This window comes from Sediminibacterium roseum, assembly GCF_009939005.1.
Lineage (GTDB): Bacteria > Bacteroidota > Bacteroidia > Chitinophagales > Chitinophagaceae > Sediminibacterium > Sediminibacterium roseum.
Genome location: NZ_JAACJS010000015.1, coordinates 1,021,651 through 1,047,224 on the forward strand (window position 1 = coordinate 1,021,651; position 25,574 = coordinate 1,047,224).

Annotated in this window: 26 protein-coding genes; 21 read left to right on the forward strand and 5 right to left on the reverse strand. The window is 43.1% G+C overall.

Annotation, left to right across the window (positions count from 1 at the left end; genetic code table 11):
- Positions 1-280 precede the first annotated feature (280 nt).
- Complete coding sequence (locus GWC95_RS15630; RefSeq protein WP_161819648.1) at positions 281-1,108, forward strand: phospholipase D-like domain-containing protein; 828 nt, start codon at positions 281-283, stop codon at positions 1,106-1,108.
- Between the two features lie 15 nt (positions 1,109-1,123).
- On the opposite strand, the gene GWC95_RS15635 is transcribed toward GWC95_RS15630, so the two are convergent.
- Complete coding sequence (locus GWC95_RS15635; RefSeq protein ID WP_161819649.1) at positions 1,124-2,857, reverse strand: hypothetical protein; 1,734 nt, start codon at positions 2,855-2,857, stop codon at positions 1,124-1,126.
- A gap of 74 nt (positions 2,858-2,931) precedes the next feature.
- Here GWC95_RS15635 and GWC95_RS15640 point away from each other — a divergent pair, with 74 nt between their 5' ends.
- Entirely contained in the window at positions 2,932-4,176 is a 1,245-nt protein-coding gene (locus tag GWC95_RS15640; RefSeq protein WP_161819650.1) for a ComEC/Rec2 family competence protein, read from the forward strand.
- Here GWC95_RS15640 and GWC95_RS15645 read toward each other — a convergent pair whose 3' ends face one another.
- On the reverse strand, positions 4,177-5,475 hold the full coding sequence (locus tag GWC95_RS15645) for a patatin-like phospholipase family protein (protein ID WP_161819651.1): 1,299 nt from the start codon (positions 5,473-5,475) through the stop codon (positions 4,177-4,179). It abuts the gene before it with no gap.
- 147 nt (positions 5,476-5,622) lie between these two features.
- Here GWC95_RS15645 and GWC95_RS15650 point away from each other — a divergent pair, with 147 nt between their 5' ends.
- From GWC95_RS15650 to GWC95_RS15705, 12 genes are all read left to right on the forward strand, one after another.
- The gene (locus GWC95_RS15650) at positions 5,623-8,880 is read left to right on the forward strand and encodes a KAP family P-loop NTPase fold protein (protein ID WP_237722175.1); all 3,258 of its coding nucleotides are present in this window, start codon (positions 5,623-5,625) and stop codon (positions 8,878-8,880) included.
- Positions 8,881-9,104: 224 nt separating this feature from the next.
- Positions 9,105-9,527, forward strand: a complete 423-nt coding sequence (locus GWC95_RS15655; protein ID WP_161819653.1) for a LexA family protein — start codon at positions 9,105-9,107, stop codon at positions 9,525-9,527.
- On the forward strand, positions 9,515-10,777 hold the full coding sequence (locus tag GWC95_RS15660) for a Y-family DNA polymerase (RefSeq protein WP_161819654.1): 1,263 nt from the start codon (positions 9,515-9,517) through the stop codon (positions 10,775-10,777). Before GWC95_RS15655 ends, GWC95_RS15660 begins: the two co-directional genes overlap by 13 nt.
- Before the next feature lie 5 nt (positions 10,778-10,782).
- On the forward strand, positions 10,783-11,286 hold the full coding sequence (locus GWC95_RS15665; protein ID WP_161819655.1) for a DUF1173 domain-containing protein: 504 nt from the start codon (positions 10,783-10,785) through the stop codon (positions 11,284-11,286).
- A 97-nt stretch (positions 11,287-11,383) separates the two neighbouring features.
- Positions 11,384-12,406: a pentapeptide repeat-containing protein gene (locus tag GWC95_RS15670; protein ID WP_161819656.1), complete on the forward strand. Its 1,023-nt coding sequence runs from the start codon at positions 11,384-11,386 to the stop codon at positions 12,404-12,406.
- Complete coding sequence (locus GWC95_RS15675) at positions 12,403-13,134, forward strand: nucleotidyltransferase domain-containing protein (protein ID WP_161819657.1); 732 nt, start codon at positions 12,403-12,405, stop codon at positions 13,132-13,134. Before GWC95_RS15670 ends, GWC95_RS15675 begins: the two co-directional genes overlap by 4 nt.
- A 6-nt stretch (positions 13,135-13,140) precedes the next feature.
- Positions 13,141-13,941, forward strand: coding sequence for an SOS response-associated peptidase (locus GWC95_RS15680; RefSeq protein WP_161819658.1), 801 nt, complete (start codon positions 13,141-13,143; stop codon positions 13,939-13,941).
- A 175-nt stretch (positions 13,942-14,116) separates the two neighbouring features.
- Positions 14,117-14,968, forward strand: a complete 852-nt coding sequence (locus GWC95_RS15685) for a DNA adenine methylase (RefSeq protein ID WP_161819659.1) — start codon at positions 14,117-14,119, stop codon at positions 14,966-14,968.
- Complete coding sequence (locus tag GWC95_RS15690; protein WP_161819660.1) at positions 14,968-16,179, forward strand: metallophosphoesterase family protein; 1,212 nt, start codon at positions 14,968-14,970, stop codon at positions 16,177-16,179. The genes GWC95_RS15685 and GWC95_RS15690 overlap by 1 nt, the downstream gene beginning before the upstream one ends.
- On the forward strand, positions 16,163-17,968 hold the full coding sequence (locus GWC95_RS15695) for an ORC-CDC6 family AAA ATPase (protein WP_161819661.1): 1,806 nt from the start codon (positions 16,163-16,165) through the stop codon (positions 17,966-17,968). The genes GWC95_RS15690 and GWC95_RS15695 overlap by 17 nt, the downstream gene beginning before the upstream one ends.
- 9 nt (positions 17,969-17,977) lie before the next feature.
- Complete coding sequence (locus tag GWC95_RS15700; RefSeq protein ID WP_161819662.1) at positions 17,978-18,907, forward strand: hypothetical protein; 930 nt, start codon at positions 17,978-17,980, stop codon at positions 18,905-18,907.
- A 142-nt stretch (positions 18,908-19,049) separates the two neighbouring features.
- Positions 19,050-19,400 carry a helix-turn-helix domain-containing protein gene (locus GWC95_RS15705; RefSeq protein ID WP_161819663.1) on the forward strand — a complete coding sequence of 117 codons (351 nt, stop codon included), beginning with the start codon at positions 19,050-19,052 and terminating at the stop codon, positions 19,398-19,400.
- 30 nt (positions 19,401-19,430) lie between these two features.
- Here the strand turns inward: GWC95_RS15705 and GWC95_RS15710 are convergent, their stop codons facing one another.
- Positions 19,431-19,703: a hypothetical protein gene (locus GWC95_RS15710; RefSeq protein ID WP_161819664.1), complete on the reverse strand. Its 273-nt coding sequence runs from the start codon at positions 19,701-19,703 to the stop codon at positions 19,431-19,433.
- A 122-nt stretch (positions 19,704-19,825) separates the two neighbouring features.
- On the opposite strand from GWC95_RS15710, the gene GWC95_RS15715 reads away from it, so the two are divergent.
- Positions 19,826-20,416, forward strand: coding sequence for a hypothetical protein (locus GWC95_RS15715; RefSeq protein ID WP_161819665.1), 591 nt, complete (start codon positions 19,826-19,828; stop codon positions 20,414-20,416).
- Positions 20,417-20,457: 41 nt separating this feature from the next.
- Here the strand turns inward: GWC95_RS15715 and GWC95_RS15720 are convergent, their stop codons facing one another.
- Both GWC95_RS15720 and GWC95_RS15725 read right to left on the reverse strand, forming a co-directional pair.
- On the reverse strand, positions 20,458-21,219 hold the full coding sequence (locus GWC95_RS15720) for a hypothetical protein (protein ID WP_161819666.1): 762 nt from the start codon (positions 21,217-21,219) through the stop codon (positions 20,458-20,460).
- 37 nt (positions 21,220-21,256) lie between these two features.
- Positions 21,257-21,655 carry a hypothetical protein gene (locus GWC95_RS15725; RefSeq protein ID WP_161819667.1) on the reverse strand — a complete coding sequence of 133 codons (399 nt, stop codon included), beginning with the start codon at positions 21,653-21,655 and terminating at the stop codon, positions 21,257-21,259.
- 145 nt (positions 21,656-21,800) lie between these two features.
- On the opposite strand from GWC95_RS15725, the gene GWC95_RS15730 reads away from it, so the two are divergent.
- The 6 genes from GWC95_RS15730 (at position 21,801) to GWC95_RS15755 (ending at position 25,534) form a co-directional block, all read left to right on the forward strand.
- Complete coding sequence (locus GWC95_RS15730; protein WP_161819668.1) at positions 21,801-22,130, forward strand: single-stranded DNA-binding protein; 330 nt, start codon at positions 21,801-21,803, stop codon at positions 22,128-22,130.
- Between the two features lie 4 nt (positions 22,131-22,134).
- Positions 22,135-22,713 (forward strand): hypothetical protein, encoded by a 579-nt coding sequence (locus GWC95_RS15735; protein ID WP_161819669.1) that lies wholly within the window; start codon positions 22,135-22,137, stop codon positions 22,711-22,713.
- 11 nt (positions 22,714-22,724) lie between these two features.
- Positions 22,725-23,270, forward strand: a complete 546-nt coding sequence (locus GWC95_RS15740) for a hypothetical protein (protein WP_161819670.1) — start codon at positions 22,725-22,727, stop codon at positions 23,268-23,270.
- A 259-nt stretch (positions 23,271-23,529) separates the two neighbouring features.
- Positions 23,530-24,576, forward strand: coding sequence for a DUF932 domain-containing protein (locus GWC95_RS15745; protein WP_161819671.1), 1,047 nt, complete (start codon positions 23,530-23,532; stop codon positions 24,574-24,576).
- Between the two features lie 10 nt (positions 24,577-24,586).
- Complete coding sequence (locus GWC95_RS15750) at positions 24,587-25,063, forward strand: hypothetical protein (protein ID WP_161819672.1); 477 nt, start codon at positions 24,587-24,589, stop codon at positions 25,061-25,063.
- A gap of 9 nt (positions 25,064-25,072) precedes the next feature.
- Positions 25,073-25,534, forward strand: a complete 462-nt coding sequence (locus tag GWC95_RS15755) for a JAB domain-containing protein (RefSeq protein WP_161819673.1) — start codon at positions 25,073-25,075, stop codon at positions 25,532-25,534.
- The last annotated feature ends 40 nt before the right edge of the window (positions 25,535-25,574 follow it).

Sequence of the window (25,574 nt, forward strand, 5' to 3'; positions counted from 1 at the left end):
TCTGCTGGGTTACTATGTTAATCAAGGACGTGGCGAGACCAATCCATCGTTCGCCCGCCGGCAGGAGATTGCAAAGATTTTTAAGGTTAATGTAGGGCGATTGCTGATGGATAAAATGATAACCAAACGGGGCTGCGCAAGGATGAAGCGATGAACCTTCTTTATTAAAGTCTCCACCATTTTTCGCAAGACCTAAAACAAATAAAGTCCGATCTTGGCGTAATTAAAAATGCACTCCCTGCAAAAACCCTCGTGACCTAAACACAAAAGCTAATTCACCATGGCAGTTTTTTTAACCGGTAATGCGCTCAATTCCGCAGTAGAGGATTTATTTGAAAACGCAGAAGTGGGTCTGATTCTGATTTCACCTTTTATCAAATTGCACGAACGGTATACCTCCGTACTCAAAAGCAAGCAGAACAATCCCAGTCTTTCCATCAAAGTAGTCTTTGGTAAAAATGAAGACAATTATGAAAAAAGCATGCAGTTGCAGGACCTGAAATTCTTCATGGACTTTCCCAACATAGAAATCCGTTTTGAAAAAAGATTACACGCGAAATACTACGCCAACGAATCTTATTCAATTATCACCTCGATGAATCTGCTCAGCTTTAGCCAGAACAATAACATTGAAGCAGGGATCATGACCAAGACCCGCGAACTGGGTGGCTTAATCGGTGACTCAATCGACCAGCAGGCTTACGATTATTTTGACAGGGTGATTAACCAGTCCGATCTGCTGTTTAAAAAAGTACCCAAATACGAGGGCGGTTTGTTAGGCATCGGTCAGCGTTACAAAGAATCTGTCGTCGAGGTAGACATTACTAAAGCGCATTTTTCAAAATTGGGGGCATTACCACATTCTTCCGCCAAACCAGCTTATTCCACGGCGAAGAAACCCGAAGGCTACTGCATACGCACGCGCGAACGTATCCCCCTGAATATTGATCGACCGCTCAGCGATGACGCGTTCCGCTCCTGGTCCGCGTTCAAAAACCGCGATTATCCCGAAAAATACTGCCATTTCAGTGGAGAAGAATCGCACGGCGAAACAAGCTTTGCCAAACCTATATTGGCAAAGAACTGGCGTAAAGCTCAAGGCAAATAATAGCCACAATCGCAATTATTCCACCCACAGCTGCACTCCCAATTCTCGCAGACGCTCATCATGCAACGCAAAAGACCGCTGTACAAGTTTTGGATTTCGTTTAAGCCTTGTCTGTAAGATCGAAACCAATTTTCCAAGTGCTATTTTTCCATGTGCATACAGGAATGGATCTTCGTCATACAACAATATGGCGGCATCCTTATTGATTCCTTGTGCTTTTATTAGCCTGTCAATCGCATCCGGTTTGGCATAGGCGATCACTTCCCGTATGATTTCATCAATGAACGTTACAGACAATTCAGGATAAATTGCCCTGATATGTACCGCATCTAAAAAATACGATTCCATGCAATTGCCTTTCGTTACAAAAGCGGTCGCGCCCGCAGCCTGTATCCTGCTTTCGATCCTAGCTATAGCGTCATCGGTAAGATAATCACGATCCCTGTGCACCAGTATGGCTGCCTCTGGATTCATCGTGCGGATGGATTGAATGTTCAATTGCAACCCGTCAAGCCGCGTACAATTTTCATACGAATAGACAACCGTCCCGTCGATATCAAAGCCGCAGGAAATGAGCAGCGTCTTTAGCATCTGCGTATCCCTGTCTTCGGTAAAAAAAACGCAACGGGCGGCAGCGATACTTTTCACGCGCTCACCGGCATTCAATTGATTCAGGTATTCCTGTAATGCCGCATCTTTCAATGCAAGGGGTAATGATTCATAAGAAAGCGTGCGTAAAGTAAGCAAGGGCGGCAATAGCCATAGTCCACCCGTTTCTTCCACCACTACACTGCCCGGCACTTCCCCCATAATAACACACTTCACTTTTTGGTAGCTTGCTTTACGCAAAGCAAGATACCCCGTATAATCATCCCCCATTACAAAATGAGATCCGTTCCAGTACACCAGCATGCCTCTTTTATTGAGGGCATCCGCCATATCTTCCGCTTGTGAAATCTTTTGCAAAGGCAATTCAAAACAGTGATCATAGCTGAACGGGATTACCTGGGCTAGTTCCACCTGTGCAACCGAGCAAACTGCATCGCCCAGGCTCACCGCTTTGATCAGTTCAAATAACCGGGGATCTTCAGGCGGCAGGTAGCGATCACCTTTAATGCTATCCGCACGTCTCATAGCTTCATTCATGGTGAGAAAAGACTGGGATGGTTGGGCCGTCATCTGCTGCAGGACACGCAGGCAAAATTGAACAATGCGATGTTCTGTGTCCGCCAGCTCCGAACGATGGATCATCAGCAGGTCTCCCAATTTATTCGTCACTGCATATTCCGGCTTCGTATCCGCCACACGAAACTCCAGGTATTCGAAAATGCTGTTCGGAAAACCTTCTTCGTCGAAAAGGATCAGGGTATAGAAATAACCGGATCCATCCTTCAGCTCATTACATCGCACCCATATACAGGTCGGTAATCCGTCTATCCCGTCTTCAGCGACAAACAACACCGGCGTCGTAAGCGGGTTCTCGTTGAGATAGGTGAATACCGCTTCGGTATCGAACCTGCCCGAAATGGGCGCTGGTTTCATAGGGGTATAATTGCTTTTGGCCAGCAGGTGCAAGATGAGCTCAGCAAAATCATAATCCTTCTTACCAAGATCAGTAACAAAAGTGACACCTTGTTCTTTGGTTGGCTGCTCATCGGCGTCCCCGGTTATCAATTCAAATAATTTCAGTCGTATCCTGCCCGGAATATGCCCATTGAGATGATCGCGAAAAATTTTGTTTATTTTCATAACGAAGCAGGATGATGTATTTCACCCTAAAGTTGGGTAATTCTTTATTTAGCCGGACAAAACCACCACAAAACATGAAAGCCGCACTTTTTTGTTTCGAAAACATCGGGCAGGGACTATTTTACCATGGCCGCCTGCATGGCAAACACACTGACAGTTTCGATTTCATTTACGATTGCGGCAGCAAAAGCGCGATTCGTTATTTACATACTGCCATCGACAGCTACCGGCCAAGCGTCAAGAAACTGGAGATGGTAGTGATCTCCCATTTCGATGAAGACCATGTCAATGGTGTCACACGCTTGATCAGCGGAAAACGTGTCGACAGGTTAATCCTTCCATATGTAACATGGGCCGAGCGGCTGGCACTTCGTACCATGACCAAGAGTCAGGACAACCAATACCTGCTTATATTGGAAGACCCTTTAACTTATTTCGGCGGCGACAATTTCGACATCGGAGAGATCATCGTGGTGGGTGGCCCCGATCAGCCACCTGCCGATAACCCCGATTTGTTTATTCCGGGACCGCCTCTAGAACAGGTAGCAATCAATACCGAAACAAACGAGTTGAGGGTCTATATCCCGAGCAAAGCGCTCTCCGACGAAGACCAGGTCACACAGTTGCCACGTTTCACTATCGCATGGGATCCGACGGTGGTCAACCCCTGGAAACTATCCCTATACAAATCACCTTTCAGCTTATTCGTCGGCGCTTTCTGGGAATTTCATTTTTACAATGTCGAAGGAACTGACTCCGCAAAAATGATGAGCTTTGAACGCGATTTACGCAAATGGATGGCGAAAGAAAAACTTGAACCCACCGATCTGTTCAAAGACGAACACCGGTCAACAGTCCGGTCGATCTATACAAAACACTATTCCCGTCTAAACCAGACTTCACTCATCTTATACCACAATGCCATCGAAGGGCAGACCAATTCCGCCTTTACCCTCAATTCAGTAGAATACCATCCGGCCGATGAAGCGGTTGAGTCCACGGAAAACACGGGCACCCTGCTCACGGGTGATCTTTCCCTTAGCGCCAAAAAAACGCGCGAAAATTTACTTGCTTTTTACAAACACAGAATAGATCGTGTTGGCATCTTCCTGGTTCCCCACCACGCGGCAAAAGCCAACTGGGCTTTTAAACATCCTTCCGGCCTGGAAGATTTTGAAGCGTATGTGGTATCGGCAGGTGTAAAAAGAAAACACCATCCCTCACCAAAAGTGCTGGATGATATTGATGCATGGTGTGCTGGCGAGATCTATCACTGCCACGAAACCTGTGCGTATTTTTATGATGTATTCTTAATGTAATTACTGAAGCAAAGAAGGGCAATACAGCTTTACCTGCAGTTCTGTAAGATTGGCAGCATGCTTCGACAACAATAAAACTTTCTGTACAGACAGTTTTGTCAGGTTGGTGCCCACCTTTCTGGCAACAACCAGTTCATCCTCCGTCAATGCACGTTGCGCAATGGCTGCATAACCCACACGCTGTTCCAGCAACTGCTGTAGTTCCTCACGATGGCCTTTTACATCCTGTACCCATTCGCCTGGTATCTCGTGAGCGGCAATCACCAGATCGGTAATATTCCCTGCGCCAAGATTATCAATAAACCCTTTGATACAATTTTCCAGGTCCCAACCTAGTGACAGGTAGGCAATCTCTTTATTGACCGTACGGGTATTGAAATACAGGTGTTGCATCATTTGAAAATTCTTAATCCGCTGCATAAACACATCCATCGTACGGATCAACAGCACAAATACATTGTTGTACGATTTGCTAAACGGCAGCTTATTTCCCGCATCACTGGCAATGATAATATCGCATTGGTAAGACCCTTTTTGAGTTAAGCGGTGAATCCCCTGGTTATCATACACACCACCATCCACCAGCTGCGGATTGACCATATCAGCATCGGCCGGGTCTGCAAAGAACGCTCTGTCGATCCCAACCGGCGCAAAGGCAAAGGGAACACAGGAGGACGCCATCACCGCGCGTGCAACAGGGAAAGCTGCATGTTTAAATTTAATGGCGGGAATACGGTAACTATAACTGGAATCATCCATCTTGACCCTTGAAAATGAAAACTGCCTGCAGGTCTGAATATTGGTAGATCCAATGACAAGTAATGGCTGCTCGCAGAGTTGGGACAATGTAGCCTCCTTGTAAAAGAATGTATTGTACGCACGCTCAATGATCACACTGACCGGGAACAACTTGTATTGAAAAAACGCGATCAGAAGTACCACCATTGCCAGCACAAAAACGGATATCCACGCATCCGCTGTGAAGGGCAGGTACAACAGCGAAGCCAACAACAAGAGGACCAGCAACCAACCCAGCAAAGAACGCCGGGAAAGAAGTACATAACGAATTACACTCTTACCCGAAAGCGTTGCGGCCATTTGCTGATCGAACGAAGCGAAAGGCTCTTTGCTTAGAGAATAGCAGGCCCCGGTAATCGATCCTCCCGAAATGGTCGAAATAACGTCTACAGAAGAGAGTATCCCTAACTCATCCAGTTTACGCAAGGTTCCGAGGTGAAAGGCCGCTGCGCGGTAACCGCCACCGGAAAGAGATAAACCTACTTTTTTTTGTTTGATCATAGTCGTTGTTTTGGCAGGATCAATATGCAGTTTTTATTCCAGAAATACAAGGGGGAAAACCCCTATTGTTACACCGGCAGCCAGTCGCTCCGAATCGATATGTTTTGTAGATTTGGACTCCCCCCTGCCAATCACCAACTGACCGCTATGCTATTTCCCGTACTTGACAGCCAACAGCTGACCTACCTTCGCGCCTGCAAAACCAATTGCGACAAAGATCCAACAGGTGCCATACGACCACAGGATACAGCCCGGCAATTGGGAGACCATACGGAAGTACTTATTCCCTACAATGAGGGAATAAACATCGAAAATTGGCTCTCCATCAACGGCTTGCTAAAAGTGTCCGGCAACCAATTGAAGATCACCCGGAAAGGAAAGTGGAATATACGCCTGACACCGTTCGTCCGGTTTGGGCGTAACTACCTGGAAAAACCGTTCCTGTCTTATCGAAGCCCTGTTTTCTATGCCTTTTTTTTATTCCTCCTATACAGCGTTTTGGAAAGTTTCCTGAGCGATAAACTCACTCTCTTTTTTGTAACACCCGTCCTTCTGCCTTTTCACCCGGGATGGATCTTTGATTCCTTATGTATACTGTTGGGCCTATCACTGGTATGGTGGAACAGAAACCGCAAACCAACTTTAGCCGATTTTCTCGTCTTACTGTTGTACATCCGTTATCGATTTTCCCCCTCACCCTGGGATTTCACCAGGCTGTTTACCAAAGGAGAAAAAACCGGCGGTTTACCGCTATATATTGATTTCATCGCCCTGTATTTTGTAGTGATGGCCAGCTGGGCGTTCTATAGAAAAATAAAATCAGGTAAAGAATTTGAATATGCAGATGGGATGTTTTATCTCGACCATAGCCTCGGCCGTATGGCAGGCAAAAAGAAAATGTCCATAGTAGAGATCGATGCGACGGGCTTAAAAAGAAATCGTTTTGCCATGCAGCTGGCAGACATCATCGGTCAGATGATTCCTTTCGAAGCATTTGCCATTGGAATTTGTGGTCCCTGGGGATCTGGCAAAACATCATTGATTCAATTGATCCGCCACAACCTGGAAAAAAGACCGACTCCCCACCAATACCTGTACATCGATTTTTCTCCCTGGTTTTTCACCAACTCAGAATCATTGATTACAAACTTCTTTTCGGTATTGGAAGAAAAGTTTCGCGGCAACCGGTCACTTGCAGCAGAGCTGAGAGCCTACGGTAAAGAACTGGTTATGTTCGAAAAGACACTACTCAAAACAGAATTCTCATCGTTGCTAATTGATACCCAAAAAGGATTGAAAGAACGCTACGAGGCCATCGCAAGAGGTATCCAGCAGGAAGCGAACATTTTGGTGATTACCATCGATGACCTGGACAGACTTGACAGAAAAGAAGTCGTAGAAGTGCTGAGGCTGATTCGACTGATGGCTGATTTCCCGAACACCTTTTACATTGTCGGCTACGATCACGATTACGTGAGCGAAGCTATCAAGCATGAACTCACCAGTCACAATCCAGGCAAATACCTCGATAAGGTATTCAATATTGAATTTAAAATCCCGGAACTTCCCGCTACTGTATTACGCGAAAGGATCATGACCTCTATCAAGGATAAAATGAGTACACTTCCCGGTATCGGCGTAGTAGACGCAGCGGAATTGCAGGCTTGCTTCGCTTACCGTAACACCGTACATATCATCCGCAACGAACGCGATGTCAAACGCTTTACCAACAACCTGTTGATGCGTTATCTTTCTGTGAAACAGGAAATCAATTTTTACCACTTCTTTCTGTTGGAGCTGTTGTACTACCGAAGCCAGGACGTATACATGGCCATCTATGATAACCGCGCCGAACTGACTGAGCGATACAAAGTGGTTATGCAGTCCAACAGTCCTTTGACCATTGATTTCAAAGAAATTTTGCAGATTCCGGACCTGAACCCCCTTTGCCTTTCCATTGTAGATACTTTATTTAACAAGACCGCCTTTAATGCAAAACGCGCCTTGAACAATGAACTCCATTTCGTTCACTATTTTAGCCTGAGTCTCCAGGAAGGCGATTTTTCCAATGAAGAATTTGAAGCAGCATTCGCTTTACCATTCGATAAATTAAAAACACATCTGGTGCTGTTCAATGGTGCCAACTCAGCGTTGTTAGCAGAAAAATTGCACTACAGAAGGGAAAGCAAAGAGTTCAACGTGTCAGACAAAGCCGAACTCACCAAAACAATAGACAGTCTGTTATTCCTCTATGATGAAGTATATCCAGGATCGAACAAGGACGATTCACTGGGTATAAGTCTGAATGGCAACAACCTTCGGTTATTCATTTTTAACCTGCTGGTGGATGCCAAAGCAGATCCGGATTTTTTTGCTGAAAGAGTGTTATCCTTTGATCTGCTCAACTACACTGCCTTCTCTTTTTTATGCAGCATGGACAGTGTTGGAATGCTAGAGAAAATTGTACCTGCCGGAACGTTGAGTGGTTGGTGGGTCTCGCTAAGAAAAATGAGTTTGGAACTGCTCACACGGATGATTAAACAGAATGGCAGTTCTTTTGATGAAAATATCCTTACACAATTTAGTCGAATGCGCACATTCATATCAGAGGTTAATTCCAAAGCAGAAGATATCGAATGGTTCCAGGACAAAGTAATTACAGGCAACAAGGATTATCTCGTGAAGAATTTGAAACCAATATTGGAATTCTTCAAGAAACACTCTTATGAAAACGAACAATTGGTGATAGGAAAGCTACAAGACCAGGTAACAGCACTCTTTGACAACTTGCAACTTCCGGTATACAGCGACCGTCCATTTACTTATCTAAAGGATTTTTACAAAGGATACGATACGATTTTTGATCGCGATTATTCCTTTACGGAAAGACCTAATGCAGGTCGACCGGATTTGAACGACGAGACCTTTGACAAACCAATTGCTTTTGTTGAAGGCGGCCGTTTTGAAATTTACCTGAATCCGCATACCACACCTGCCTGGCGGTTCGGGTTTCGATTTGGTCGCACAAATGAATTTCCAGCTGTCATTAAAGGAAGGCACCTTACGAACTATCCATATATTGTAGTTGTCAAAGGAATCATTGAGACGGATGGAACCGCCCATGATCATACGCCTCCACGATTAGACCTGGCCGTTTATTCCGGTGCGGATCAGACCGCTACTGAAAACCTGATCAACAATTATGACCAAAAGCCAATTGATTTAAGCGTTGAAAGAGATGAAAAAAGTATGATCTGGGTCAAGGCAAACGATAATGTTGGCATACGGGAAATCCGTCCTGTTTCGAATTTTGCAGACTACAGCTGGGTTCAAATCGCTGCGTGGGCCGATCATACAAATTTTTCCCTCGCCACGCGCATCAAATACCTTCAGAAATTAAAATAATAATAGTTGCTACGGCTTACATAGCCCATCAACTTTACAATCAACTACTTGGCTATACGACATTCCGCTATCGGAGTCAACAATACCTGAAGGAGGAGAAATGTATCAGAACACCATAAGGCTGTTAAAATTCAATTGTAATTAATTGAAAGTCAAATAATTAAATCAATTTATATTGAAATACTAAATTATTTAGTATTTCTGCACTAGAAAAACTGTGTGCTATGATATTCTCCCCCGCTTTGTTGATACCTTGGATCACCGCCTGCGTGCGAACCGGTTTTCCATCTCCCGCTGCTGATTACCACGAAGAACGCATTGACCTGAACAAGGAACTTATCACCCATCCCCTCGCCACATTCATTGTGGATAGTGAAGGTGACAGCATGATCGACGCCTTTATTCCACCCCGTGCACGACTCGTAATTGATAAGGCTTTGACGGCGAAGAATGGTGACCTCGTGCTGGCTATTTTAAATGGTGAGTTCACCGTAAAATACCTGAAGAAAAATGATTTCAAATGCTGGCTGATACCCGCCAACAAAAAATATCCGGACATCGAAATCAAGGATGGCATGGACTTCCAGGTATGGGGTGTAGTTACAAGAATCATCATCGACCCAAAAGACACGCGATGTATGCTCTAGTCGATTGCAATAATTTTTACGCAAGCTGCGAAAGACTTTTTCAACCTAAGCTTCGTGGGAGGCCCGTAGTTGTTTTAAGTAACAACGACGGCTGTGTTATTGCGCGCAGCGATGAAGCGAAAGCGATCGGCATTGCCATGGGGACACCAGCGCATTTGAGCCACGAAATGTTCCGCGAGCATGATGTGCGTGTCTTCTCCAGTAACTATACGTTGTACGGAGACATCAGTGATCGTGTGATGCAGACGCTCGCATCTTTTGTTCCGCAACTCGAACTCTACTCGATTGATGAAGCATTTCTCGATTGCAGTGAACTCGGACTTATGGACCTATCCAAACTCTCGCTCGACATCCGGCGAACAGTGATGCAGAACATTGGGATACCGGTTTCAGTTGGTGTTGCACCAACCAAGACACTTGCTAAAATGGCGAACCGTTATGCGAAAAAGAAGTACAAATCATTAGGCGTTTTTTATGCGGCCAATAACGACCTGGTGAATCAAATGCTTTCCGAAACAAACGTTGAAGACATCTGGGGAATAGGCCGGCAGTATACAAAATTATTGCAGGGACACGGTTTTAAAACCGCTCTCGATCTGTCACGTGCGCCGGAAGAATGGATGCGTACTTCGATGACGGTTGTGGGGCAACGTTTATGGAATGAACTCAATGGAATCCCTTCGATAGAATGGGAATTTGAAGCAGCCCCGAAAAAAAACATCTGCACCAGCCGATCTTTTGGCAAACTTACCGGCGATAAAGAATTACTGCGTGAAGCGGTCAGCAACTATGCCGCAAGATGTGCAGTAAAACTTCGCAAGCAACATAGTGTTTGTCGATCGGTCAACATATTTTTAAATACCAATCCGCACAAAACAGATCACAGACAGTACATGCCTTCTGTAACCATCGAATGCGAAACACCGACAAGCGATACAGGTGAACTCATTGCATATGCGTTGAAAGGTTTAGACTTTGTGTATCAGAAAGGTTACCTTTTTATGAAATGCGGTGTAATTGTAAATGGATTGATTCATGAAGATGCTGTTCAGCAGAACATGTTCGATTCGCGTGACAGGGAGAAACACAAAAAAGCAGCAAACGCAATGGACAAGATTAACCGCTGTCTGGGCAAAGACGCGGTGCGTATGGCGGTACAACGTTTTGACAACCGTTACAAACTGCGGGCGGATCATTTGTCCAAACGATATACCACCAACATTAATGAAATCCTTCGCGTAAAAATTTAAGTTGAATGATGCAGCCTTTTGAAATATTTGAACAGCGTTACCTTGATCGGTTGTTAAAGATGAAACGCCATTTCGTCGTCACGCAAACCTACAGGCGTGCTACGGATCATTTCGCAGAATACCAGCCAACAGATTTACTGCTCACAGATTATGACGACGAGGGTGCAGCGCTAATTCATTTTAACGCCGTACGCAAACTCGATAAACTAGGTGCGATTATCAATCTCTCAAAACCGGCGCACATAACTAAACTCAAAGAAATGATGGAGGGAGAAAAATACCGACTGTACTGGTGTGTGGTAAAAAGCCTTACAGGACTTCAAAAGAAAGTTGACGCGGGCTACAAAGACAAAGCCCGTCGTTTTATCAGTAACAACACCGACTGGAGAATCAAGGGTGATGAAACAATCAAAAGCACGCTGGAAGTGATATTTGGTGAAATTTTCATAACATTTAAATGGAAAACAAAGAAATTGAGGGTTAAATTTCAGGATATCGAAAAAGCATAGAAAAGCGACTGATTTTGAAGCTTTTAGAAAGGTATCAGAGTATGGCCGCTTTAACTTAAATTGCGATATTGAAAATTTCAACTTCAGCAATGATCTAATGTCTGTAGCAACCCACGATATCGATCCAAAACGCGCGACTTTTAACACGCCATACCCACCCGATTCCTCAAGGTTAATTTTCAACTCTATCACAGAGTACAGAACTTTTGTAGCAAGCTATTCGCAAATTGTAGATTGTCAAATTCAATTTAAATATAAAGAGGCAAATAACCCCCCTTGCACATTCAACCGGTGCCAGTTTTATATCAAAGGAGCAGAAAATATCATTGCAAAGCAAACATTTAAGGATTGTACCTTTTTTCAATGCTTTCTTGGATCTGTAGAATTTAAAAATGTAAGATTTGAGCGATGCTTTTTTAGAGGGTGCGACTTCACAAATAGCAGGTTTGAATACTGCGTTTTCGACCAATGTGAATTTGAGATTTGTTCGGCATATCATCCTGACTTTATAAATACTGAAATATCATCAAAGTTTATTAAGTCATTGATATTTTTCTCCCATCATTATTTAACCGCAGGCAAATCTCTGAAACAGGATTTTGTTTATGCCAAACTTGGCGTCGCCAAAAAAATATACAACTCAAATAATTCAATAGATCACCATGCTTTTTCTGATGAATCTTTACATGAGTTAAAAAGATTGGAGTTGAAAGACGTTGCAAGGCAACAACGGCTCAACTGGGAAAAAAGAAAATACGGGACTTTCTTTTTTAACCTAATATATACTGTTTTTAAATTCGTGAATATTACATTCACAAACGGCGGCACCTCTTTGTTAAAAATACTTTCCTGGACACTAGCTCTGATAGTTGGTCTCAACTTTTATTTCGCTGCCTCCGGCATTCAAGATATAAATTATCCATTTCCGGCAGGTCATACTTGGTTTATTAATTATTTAAAATGGCTACCTAGAACCACCTCGATATTTCTGGGATATGGATACTCCTCATTCATTGCATTTTCTTGGTGGCAGGCTTTCATCATCAATTGTTGTGTGTTATGGGGCTTATTATCTTACGCAATGCTGATTTCTGTTTTAATTAGAAAGGTTTATAAATGATGGAAAAGGAATTTATTGATAGAATTATTCAAGGGGCAAAGCACACAAACAGAGCATTGATATTGTATGGAAGTTATAGCCGCGGAGATTTTGACCAGTCATCAGATATTGATGTACTAGAAATTACTGAGCGTCCTCAAACACCTTACTCCATTAGCAACATAAATTATTCGCCTTATAGTAGTCAGCAGCTGCAAAAAATGGCTGATGAAGGAAATTTATTTGTCTTGCATATTATAAAAGAGGGTCAGGTCATTAGCGGCGACGAAAATATATTAAATGAGATTAATAAAAAGTTTGTCTACCCGGATAACTATGATTTTTTGAGGGCACAAATTATTGAAACCGCGGGGCTTTTAGATATTGGCGAGTCCGGTTTTAGTATGAACAGCAGAGGTTATTATGGATTGCTTTGTTACTTATTGAGAAGTTATATTTATTCACTGGCGATAGACCAGCGCGATATATCCTTTTCAGTGAAGTACCTTAGCAAAAAATTCGACAACGACGACGTTGCCACTTTATTTGCACTAAAAAAATCCAAAAGAATCTCCTTTTCCGAATACCAATGGTGCAAATCTGTATTTGAAAATTTCACTGAGGAAAAATTTGAAAACAATTTGGTTGATTCGGTCGAGCTCCTAAAATCATTACAAAATTCGTCACCGTTTGGATTCAAGGTTGCAATGCATTTTCTGCATAATCTTGCCTCTGAAGTATATGTATGATAAATTATGTGCTACGATATCTCTTTTGACACCTCAAATATACGTTCGCTGGAAGACTATTTTCCGGACCTGCATTTTGATGACCAGATCGTCATCAATTACGAACTGACCGCACATTTGCAGAGTCATGGGTTTGGTAACCATCCGATAATTTATATCAATCGCGACGACTTACAACCACACTGCCGGCTAATGGAGTGGTCGGTGATCCCGCATTATACCAAGGACGAGGATAAGTTCAAGATTGCGAGGCTGAAGATGGCGAATGCAAGGAGTGAACGAATCATCGGAGATAAGACAAGTTACTGGTACAAGATCCGGAACCGCCGTTGTCTAATCCCGGTAACGGGCGCGTACGAACACCGTGGAGTAGCAGGATGGAAAAAGAAAGTACCATATCACATCAGTGTGAAGGGCGAGCGCATTTTCTTTATGCCCGGGTTGTATGCCGTGGTCGAATTGCCTGATAAAAGTACCGGTGAAATGATCAAACGTTATACATGGACACTGGTTACCCGCGAACCGATCTGTAATATCGCCATGAAAAATATACACAACAGCAAGGAAGACGGGCAGTTTCGGATGCCGTTGTTTATGCCTTTGGATCGAGCGAAGGATTGGTTAACCGAGGGCCTAAGTGATCCTGAGATCCAGGAACGAATGAACTACGAATTACCTGAAGAAGCAATGGAATATTTTCCCGTCGATACCATCCGCACCACCAAACCGCGGGCAGATGGAAAGCGCAAGAATGACCCGTTTGAATGGGCGAATCTTCCTGCCTTAGGAGAAATGAATCCAGATTGATTTTTAAAATGAATCGAAGCAGCAGCCATTCATAACTGTCATTTCAGTTTACCAATACGAACTATAAATGCACAATTCATTGTAAGTCAACGACTTAAAAGATGTTCGCTAGGGTGTATATTTACTGCGGTAATTCACTATTGAGATAGTACCTTAGAAAAAAACTAATCCGCCGATGCCCGTTGACGAGACGATCGACCAATATACGCCGCCCTTTCTTCGTTGGACAGGGTCGAAGCGGTGGTTCACACGGGATTACCTTGATGAGTTCCTTCCCGATTTTTTCAACAATTACCACGAGCCGTTCCTTGGCGGAGGAGCAGTTTTTTTTCACCTGAAAAACCACAGTCAAAAGAAAACACGGCGATACTACCTGTCAGATTCAAATGAGGAGTTGATTAACTGTTACGTTCAGTTAAAGGACAATGTAGATCGAGTACTTTACTATTTGAAACAATTTAAAAACAGTGAACAGGAGTACTACAAAATAAGATCCGTCGAATCTAAATCAAACGCAAAAAGAGCGGCACGTTTTATATATTTGAACCGCACTTCGTTCAACGGGATCTACCGGGTCAATTGCTATGGGCAATACAACGTCCCTTATGGCAAAAGAACCGCAGTGGATGTGGTGACAAGTGAGTTGTTTAACGATGTGCATTCGTTTTTGCAAGGTGTCTGGCTTAAGACATGCCCGTTTACAAAAACGCTGGCCAATATTAAAAAAAATGATCTTGTTTTTATAGATCCCCCCTATACTGTTGCACATGAAAACAATGGTTTTATCGAGTATAACCAAAAGCTTTTTTCATGGCAGGATCAGCTTAAACTGAAAGAATTTGTTCATTCGATAATTGATATTGGTGCGTACTTCATTCTGACCAATGCAAGTCATGCGTCTATCCGCTCACTTTACTCGGGAACCGGTGTTGTTGGAACCTTAAGTAGAAGCAGCCAGGTTGGGGGGAGGAATAAAACCCGCGGCCTATTCAATGAACTGGTGATAACTAATACAAAACCGTTTTAATGAGCGAAGCTAAACGTATCAAGATTGCCATTGTCAGCGACATGCATTGCCATCCTGAATCGAAAAACAGCGCTGAAAACCAAACCTGGCTTTTTAGCGATAAACTTCGGCGCCCGACAAACGAACATCCCGTTGAAAATCTGCTGGAAATCATTGACAACAAAAAGATCGAAGTGGATTATGTCCTCAGCCCTGGTGACTATGCGGATCAAGCCAATAAACAGGGCCTTCTATCCGGTTGGTCGTACCTCAAAGAAATGGCCTTGGCCATGAAATGTCCAGAGATATTGGGTACTATCGGTAACCATGATATTGATTCAAGGCACACTTATTCCAATTACAGTTATGAAATGCCTAGAAAGATTCGGCAGAATTTTCCGTTGCATGATAATGTATTAGGAAAGTTTTGGGATGAGGGTTACAGCTTTATAGATACGGACGACGTCCAGTTTTTGATTATTAACTCCTGTCATTATCACACGCACTACGAAAAAAGTAACCCAAATGCAACGGTAGAAAACCCTGCTATCAAAGGAAAAATAGATCCGGCACAATTAGAAGAAATTGAAAAAATACTGAATTCAAGCTGTGATCATACAAAGATCAAAATTGCAATGAGTCACCATCACCCTGTTACTCACGCACGATCTAATCTCGGTGAGAAAGACACGATGGAACATGGACAGGAGCTGATTGAACTATTGGGTAAGTTTAAATTTGACTTATACCTCTATGGTCACAAGCACGATCCCTGGATGAGATATGTCAATACAACCAGCGGGCATCTTTTACCGACGTTTTCATCAGGCAGTTTCTCCGCGACAACACAGGTATTGTGGGCCAACAAGAATAATTATTTTCACCTAATCGAGATAATAAAACAGGGTAGCCAAATTGCAACGGGCGAGATTGAGACCTATACCTTTCAAAATCAAATCGGATGGCAGCAAGGTAAAGATCTTGGATTTCTAACAAATACTGGTTTCGGCAACCATGAAGCCATCGAAGATATCAGCAACCGCATCATCAATCTGTTCAATGGTCGCTCGGTAATCCCATGGAAAGAGGTGATAGCTGGTGTACCTGAGATTAGTCACTTAACTCCTGAGAAAATCGAAATGCTTGAAAATGATCTTGGTTCGCGCAATGTCCATGTCGGCAACAAAATAGGAATCAATCCTAAACATCTCTACTATGCAGATAGTAACTGACAGCTTTTACAACACCTATAACGCAAGGCATCTCAACCCGAGAGAGGTGGCAGAACGGTTTATTTATTCCGCCAGTTTCGAGAAATTGGTACAGAACAATCACTCTATCATTCTCGGGGCACGTGGGTGCGGTAAAACCACTCTCATGAAAATGTTGACCTTGCCCGCCCTGCAGTCCTGGCAAGGCGATGAAGCACCGCATATCCGAACGAGTATGCCTTTCTACGCTGTCTATATTTCAACCGACATATACTGGGATGTCAAGAATAATACATATGGTTCCCAGCTTGCTCCATTTGGCTCATTTTCGGAACGACTGTCGCATTTTTCTGTGAACACAAATGTGTTCAAGGCCCTATGTGAGACGTTCCGTGATATTATCAATATTCATCTTGAGGATAGAGATGAAAACAAAGAGATACAGCTTTGTCGTGCGATGATAAAAGCGTGGAAATTGCCCCTTACTATTCCTAAGATTGAGTATGTAATCAGTGCGCTCAATAATCGGGTAGACGATGTCAACCAATTGGTTCACGAAGTAATTTACAATGCCAATGGTCCCGATGATGTACCAAACGAAGAGTTTTTTAACCTGTCTTTCGAATCTTCTATCGAATACCTCATTCCTTTTTTTGAAACAGTATACGACATTGCAAACAAAAAAAAATGGGCGCTGTGCTTTGACGAACTTGAATTTGCTCCTTTGTGGCTGCAACAAAAATTATTTACTTCACTGAGGAGTCGTTCGTCACAATATATTTTATACAAACTCAGTGCTAGCCCGATTCTTCCTACTGCATTAGAACAATCGCTAAAATCAACTTATAGTGCTTCTCCGGGCAATGACGTTCAAATGATCAAAATGTGGTCATCTTCCGACAACGAAGATTTCTCATTGAAACTTATTGACTCACTTGTCCGAAAAAAGGATCGTAGCCTGAAGACAGAAACATTTTTCGGCACCAATGACATTTATAATAAGAGTCCAGACAGCTATCAAAGCGGCAGCGTTTTTTTCAAACAAATGACTGAACTGATCAAAAAAGACGATTCGTTCCGTGATTTTTTGGCAAAATATCATATTAACATAACCAATCCGTTACCAAATAATGATAATCAGAAAGATACCCTTTTCCGAAAGATCAAGCCGATTGTATATTTCCGTAACTATTTTATCGATGAGAACAGGAAAGGCAAAAGTGGGATCACGAAAATTACTTATCGAAGCCGCAAGGTGAACGAACTGTATAGCGGTATTGAGATTTTGAAGCGTGTATGCGATGGCAACCCAAGATGGCTGATCGGTATCACCAATTCGATACTAAGCAAAACTACTGGCCGGGAATGTGATAAAAAAACACAGGCCGCAGAGCTGTTAAACGGAGCAGAGAGATTTTCAAACGTTATTGCAAATATACCAGTTGGTGAAAGCCAATATACGCTTTTGGATATACTTGAAAGAACAGGTAATTTCTTTAATGACCAGGTTTTGGGAAAAAGATTTCAAATGGATCCGAAATGTAGTTTTACTGTCAACGATAGTAAGTTCGAAATAGACAATGCATTAGTTGACTTATTAGAAAAAGGTGTTTCACAAGGTGCATTTATTTTGCTCAATTCCGATAGCGAGTCATTCGATTTTGAAATCAGAAACCAAAGATTCAAACTGTCGTATCTTTTGTCAGTTAAGTATAAACTTCCTTTGCGAAGATATCCCGCCATCAAACTAAGTGAATGCCTGCAACCAGTTCCAGACGAAGATGATTCCCAAATGTCACTATTCAGCTAAAATAATCTCATGGAAATCGAATACGGAGAACAAATATCAATAGATGCAATTCCCGATCAGCTTGACCTGTTTATACTCGCAGGTAATCATGAAAAACGGAAATTCGCTTTATATGATACGATAGCATCTGCGAAAAAGATCGACAACACCCTGCTCCTTTGCTACAAAGATGAATTCCGATGTGACACAAAACATAAATCTATTGTTCCTAAAAAACTCAATTCACATGAAGATATCTTTTCGCTATTAACCAAAGCCTTCGAAGAAATACAAACAGATTCTATTTCAATATTTGTCGACTATTCCTGCATGACTAAATCCTGGTATTATTCAATCATACTATACTTAAAAAATAAAATTATTAAAAGTAAACAGGTCACAATCTTCTTTGGTTATACACCCTCAAAATATTCCACCCCACAGCCCCCTAAACCTAATAAGACTATTGCTCCATTACCAGGAAATTATTTCGTTCCTACCGACAAACCGAAAGCCTTAATTGTTTGCCTGGGATACGAAGAAAATAAAGCGGTAGGAATCATTGATCATTTAGATCCGAAAATTTATTACCTTTTCTATACAAAACCCGCTCTTGATCCTAAATTTGTTAAAAGCATCGAAGAAAACAACGCTTCGTTGCTGAAAGAAAAACCTGCCAACACCATTACCTTTCCATTCTCTGATCTACTTTCGCTGGAAAGAGAGTTAACTGCGTTATATTATAAATTGAAAGATGAATTCAGCATCATCATAGCCCCCCTCGGTCCCAAACCATTCACATTGATGGCTATGCTTATGGCTATGAAATATAAAGGTATAGACATCTGGCGTGTCGGATCAGGTTCAGACATCAATGAATACCCACGTGAAGCACTGGAACCAAAACAGTTTTTGATTAGCAAAATTATTTGGAGCGAGAAATCTCACAAAACGGATTGATTGCGAGTCGTCTTAAAAATTTAATATAACTCCTTTGGGATATTTGCTGATGGAGGCATCTACTTCCTAGCCCCCTCAAATATCCCCGCCTAATTGACCGTACTTTAAGTACTGATTACCATCTTTATAGTATATTAGCGTCATGCCAGACTTAATCAAAGAAATCGCAGCTAGAATCAGGAACTACCGCGAACAGGAAGGTTACACCCAAATTATCATGTCGGATATGCTGAACCTCACTCCGGGTGCATATGCAAAGATTGAACGTGGCGATGTTGACATACAGGTTTCCAGGCTCTACCAGTTGGCTGAAATTTTTAAAGTCGATGTTATGAATCTCCTGAAAGACCAGGAAGAGATATTCGGCACATCTGATATTGTGGCCAGAAAAGAGTTTGATCAGCTCGCGGCAGATTTAAAGAAATACGAAGCACGCCTCGAAAATTTTGCGATCAAATTGGGCCATTCCAAGAAGAAAACGGCTAAGAAATAACCCATCTTAAATGATGGCCTAGCATCAACCTTATTTTTCAAGTAACAGGTTGGCAATTCTCTCTGCCATGGCCCTTTTACGACCTTCATGTGAATCAAACCAGAACAGTTCGCCGGGTTTGTGTTTGTAGTAGATATAGACATCGGGTTCGGGAATGCGCGGCTTTTTCCGGGAAGGCAGTTCCGGTTTCACCGGCGCTTCTACCCACACCCGTACCATAGGCGTCTTCGCCGGGGTGAACATGCTCACGTGAGCCGTGTACTGCCGCCGGTCAAAACTAAACTGGAATTCTGCTTTTTGCACCCTCATCTCTTTTCATCTTTGGTCTTTTGATACCTATTCAATAATTATACCTGATTTTACCTGCATTTAGACAGGTAAATCTGCGGTCTTTGGTATATTTATTCCGCTAAACCACACCAGCAATGAAGCCAAAGCACGGGGAAGAAAATATTCACTATTCCATTTTGTTAATCGCACCGGATGGACAGCCAGGTCCAACCATGGGAAATTACGATACCCTGCAGGAAGTAGTAAATGCCTGGGTGGACAGCTATACCGAAGACGGGCCGGATATGGCGATTGTCCGCGTGTTCAGTCAATTCGATGCGCAGTCTGGGGTGTTCGAGGTGATACGGATGGAGGTGGTGAGTGAAGAAGATGTTGAGTCGGTTGAAGTGAATGATATGTCAGACACAACTGTTGATGAACTCTTGATGGAAATGAATGATGACGAAAACAAATTTGTCGCAGATGAACACCCGGATTGGCACATAAAGGAATTCCACGCTATTGTGAATTACATCGCGGCGTTGGATGACGAATCGATCGGCATGGAAGTGCCGCCTGTATCAACCCACGATACACTGGAGGATGCCAGGAAGGAACATAAAGAGAAAGGCTACTCAGCGGACTATGTTATCGTAATCCGCCAACTAAAAGTGAACCCCGACAATCCCAAAGAATATTACCTCTTCGATGAATTCGATGCTGAGCGGAATGAGAGTGAAGAATAATTTGAAGCTGCTTATCACCCTTCATTAAACAATCAGTCCGCTTAAAAACGATTGTTGCCCTGCGAACCTAAAACAGTATGCTTGGTCAATGCTTCTAATAATGTATCTATTTCAATAGAATACTCCTCCAATCCTGATAAACGAAAGGAAGAATCTTTGATGATTTTCTTTGTATAGTTCACAAAAATATGTTCGGATAAATTCAACATGGATATAAGAACAGATACAAATTCTCTAAGTGCCGCAAAAGCTGTCTCGGCATTAAACATGCTGATTCTATTAAAGAAAACGACAGGATCATTGTCCATATGTCCAATCGTATAATTCCTGATTTCTGATATATTGTTATCGTAGTCAAAGTCCTTCCGGAATTTTTTCAGCTTTCCTGACAGGGCAACAAACATTTCCTCAGTTACTGGTGTCTTACTGCATAGCCTCTTCAACGATTTACTGTGAGCGTTGTAAGTTTTTATAGACTCATAAATTAGAAGATAGCCCTGTCTCAGGGTGTACACGTCATCCCATAAATGAACAGCAGACAAGGCGTTCTTGTATATTACGATAAAGTCAAGGAAACAAAGATTTAGATACGCGTTAAACGTACCCTGAATCTCAATTTCTGAAAGTGGTTCCAGGATATCGCTACTGGCATTCGCTGCAATTTCTTTCAGTCTCCGGATCAAGCCCAGGCTACTGTTTAGCGTATTCAGGTGGTCGGTACAGATGGGCAAAAGCTCTGCCAACGAATTTAATTCTTCGCTGCTACCTCTTGGAAAATCCTTAATGTAAAACGCATCTATCATCTTTTTTGAAGTAACCTTGGTATTTTTGATGAAATTTTTATTTGATCGTATACCCTCCCCGATACGTCTTCCTCGGCACCCTCGAAATCCTGTAAAGACCGTTGTCCAGTTTCAGCCATGAAAGTGTATAGATGTTGTGATAACTGCCGATGACCTGTGTCACAAATTGAAAATCGAACTTCATTTCTTCCAACGCCCGGTAGCTTACATCAACGGTTCTCTCCTCCCCAATCAGACTCTTTAAAATTTCGTAGTTGTCCGCAAGAAGACCGTGAATATGTTTCATGTCTTCATCCAACACAACCCGGTTCTTCTTATTGTAGAACTTGAATTTGCAAACCTCATCACAGAACTTTTTATTGGATCGCCAGTTAGGGATTTCCTTGCCGCAATGCTGGCAGGGGTGTTCCACTTTTTGCGTGGATGCTTTCGCCATAGGTATCAGGTTTTGGTAACCAAATATAATAAAATTCAAAACCGTATCAAACGGTTTAAAACCGTTCCAAACTGTTTAAAACGGTTTGATACTTTTTACTCTGATCTACGCTTTTCAGCTTTGCATTCTCATCAAAACCAATCAGATGTCAAAGACCCAGAACAGTGTACAGTTAATCGGTTACCTCGGAAGAGATCCATTAGTAACCACTGCGAAAAACGGTAGCAAACGCGCTTTTTTAAGGATCGCCACAAACTACTACCGCAAAAACAAAGACGGCACAGCCTTGAAAAAAACAACATGGCATGATATCGTCGCCTGGGATAAAAAAGCAGAAAACATAGAGAACGAGTTTATTACCGGCAGCCATGTGCTTGTGGAAGGCGAAATAGACTACCAAACCTTTGTAAAAGGCACTCAAAAGCGCTACGTCACAAGAATCCTGGCAACCAAAATATTAAACCTCGACCGCTAACAAAATGAAAAATAAAGCACAGAAATTCACCTACACAAATCCGGTATCTTTTACCAGTTGGGGCGGTCATTTTGATTCTCTCTCCGAATTGAAATTTGCCATATCCATCTGGGAAGAGTACCATTTCATGCGCTCGCCCGTTCCCATTTATTACCACCCCGGAACCTTACAACCCGTAAATTCTATCCGTACGTTCCACCGAAGGTATACACCGGATTTCCTGATCCGTCACAAGGTTACGGGCGAAGCGCTTTTGATCGAAATCAAGCCCCGTGCATTCCGGTTGCAGCATGAACTGGCTGTCCGGACGCAGGTCGCCGAAAACTACATCCGCGTACACCAATACGACTGGAAGTTCAGGGTTGTGTTTGACGACGAAATCATACTGACGGAACAACAGCTACAGGATTTTGAAGAATGTCTCGACTTAAAGGAAAAGCTTTCATTCCATATTTGGGCTTCTCAATATAATGAAAAAATAAACAGGGGTCGCCCCGACCTGCTGGCAGCTTATCCAACCCACCAACAGATGGAGTTCCTGATGCTCGGCAGAATCATTACCCTTCACAACTGGCATAAATAAAAATCACTTTTATGGCAATCTATACATATGACATCCCATCACGCGCAGTGCATTACGACAACTGTCTGCTCGACTCCATGCTCGAACTCCGTTACCTGATGTTTATTGAGGAAACACACGCTTTCCTGCGCGAGGACATTGGCATTTATTATGAAACAGAAAGCTTCAGTGAAACCCATATTATTTCGGAGGGCTTGCGCAAATACACACCGGATTTCCTGGTTCGAAACTGGGTGACGGGAAAGGCCGAACTCATCGAACTAAAACCTAAATCTTATGACGACTATTACGCATTGGCAAAGCGCCGTGAAGTCGCAGAAGGGTTTATAAAGTACTTCGGTTACGACTGGGAATACAAGGTGGTTTTTTCCAACGACTTCGAACTGACAGACCGGCAAAAGAAAAAGTTTGCATCCATCGTAAATGAAAACAAAGAATGCAAATTACCCCAATATAATTTTCAGAAACCACCTACACATAACCCACTATTCCTCGGCTACAACGACTACACGCAATTTGTAAAAAACGGCAACTTGCCCAAAGCACTTCGAGGTTAATTCCTGCCTTCATCACGCCACATCCAGTAAAAGAATGTTTTACTCGGAACCCCTCTCGCTCCGCTGCGAAGGGGTCCGGGTAAAACCTGCATCCCGCCATTTCTAAAATCAAAAAACGGCGTATGCAAAACACAATCATCAGTAGAACGAGAAACACATGTATTCATTGCTCAGGCACGAGTCCTCCCCGAAACGCGAGGGGAAACCTTTGCCTATAAAATACTCATCAAATAAATAATCACTTCAAAACATTTATACAATGTCACATCAATTAAATCTCAACGAACAAACAGGAAAATACAGTTTCATGTCCGTTAAAGAGAAGGCATGGCACGGACTCGGCCAGATCATCGAGCAGTATCCAACCAGTGCACAAGCATTGGAATATGCTGGCCTGAATTACGAAGTAACCAAAGAAGATTTATTTACGTCATCCTACAACAACGACGGCCAGCTGATGGATCATACCAGCAGGGTGAAAACACATTTCGCCACCATGCGCAAAGACACCGGAGCCATCCTTGGCGTAGTCGGTAAGGATTATGAAATCGTTCAGAATACAGATGCCTTTACATTTTTCGATTCGATCGTAGGTGGCGAAGGCATCCAGTATGAAACCGCCGGCGCATTGGGCCAGGGAGAGCGCATTTTCATCACAGCAAAGCTGCCTGGGTACATAAAAGTCGGCTGCGATGACCTGGTTGAAAAATACCTGTTCCTCACTACTTCACATGATGGATACGGCAGCATCACGGCTGCATTCACACCGGTACGTATCGTGTGCAACAATACCCTGAATGCCGCACTCCGCAACCACAGCAATTCGATCAAGATCAGGCATACAGTCAATGCGAAACAAAGACTCGAGCACGCCCACAAACTGATGGGTATCTCGAATAAAATGTCCGAGGAAATGGAAGCCATTTTCAACCGCTGGACCAGGATCACAATGACCGACAAGGACGTTCGTAAACTGATCCAGGCCGCCCTAATTCCGAACAAGGAAGCGCTGGCAAACCTGGAACGTGGCGATAACGATAAATGTTCCACCTATTACCAGAACATGGTCGAGCATGCGTATGAATACACCATGTCGAATGAAACACAATTAATGACAACAACGCGTGGGACCGTGTTCGGTGTGTACAATGGAGTGACCGGTTATTTCCAGAATGTGCGGAAGTACAAAGACGACACTGCGAAGTTAAAGTCACTTATGTACAGCGGCCTTGCCCAGCAACGCAACCAGGCAGCGTTCAACCTCTGCCAGCAGTTTGAAAAAGATGGTACCCTTCTTCTCAACTAAATCCCGAACCATGCACCCAAATAGCCTACAGCAAATCAAAAACAATTATGCAAACCTCCTCGCAAAATACCGCGGGGAGGAAAATGCCTTGTGCGAAAAAATACTCGCAAAGGAACGCCAGCTCCAAAGATTGGAAGACAAAAGAAAAGCGCTGAACAAAGCCTTTCCGCGCTGGACGGAGTCCTTGCTACAACGAGTCATCGACCAGCTAAAAAATGCGATTCCGGGATACACCTATGATGGCGACGAACTCATCCCCATGGGTCTCCAATGCAGGGTCGTAGTATTCTTTTACAAAGACGGTCAAGTCAAAAATGCGGATAGGTTCGCGGAAGAAAATTCCATCTACATCTGCTTCTCTCCGGGAGATCTCCACTTTGGCGAACTACTGTATTGGCATTCCGAACCAGACAGGCACGATCCTGTCTCTAAGCCTGTCGAATCCATCGGCGAACTCATCGATTTTCTTACCTCACAAATCCCTTAAAACTATTCTATGAATAACCAAGATGAACTTTCCGTTGTCTCCGAAGTTGAACTCATTTACCGCTCCAAAACCAGGGCATCTTTACGACCTATGATCAGGCGCTCACAGGACTCATACCGGGTCCTGCTGGGCTACTGGAACCTCAACAAGATTGAATTCATTGAAGAGTTCAAAGTGCTGTACTTGAACAGGGGTTACCGTGTGCTGGCCATCAACGAACTTTCGACCGGTGGAATGACCGGTACCGTGGCGGACCCGCGTTTGATTTTTGCAACTGCGCTCAAACTAAATGCAACCGCAGTGATCCTATGTCACAACCACCCGAGCGGAAATACAACACCCAGTGAAGTCGACAAAATGTTGACCGAAAAATTGAAAAGCGCGGGTAGGTTTTTAGACATTACCGTTTCAGATCACCTCATCATTTCCGCTGAGGGCTATTTCTCTTTTGCAGATGAAGGATTACTCTAGTTCGTTCAATTGTTAAAGTTCATTATTCGTAAATTCTTGT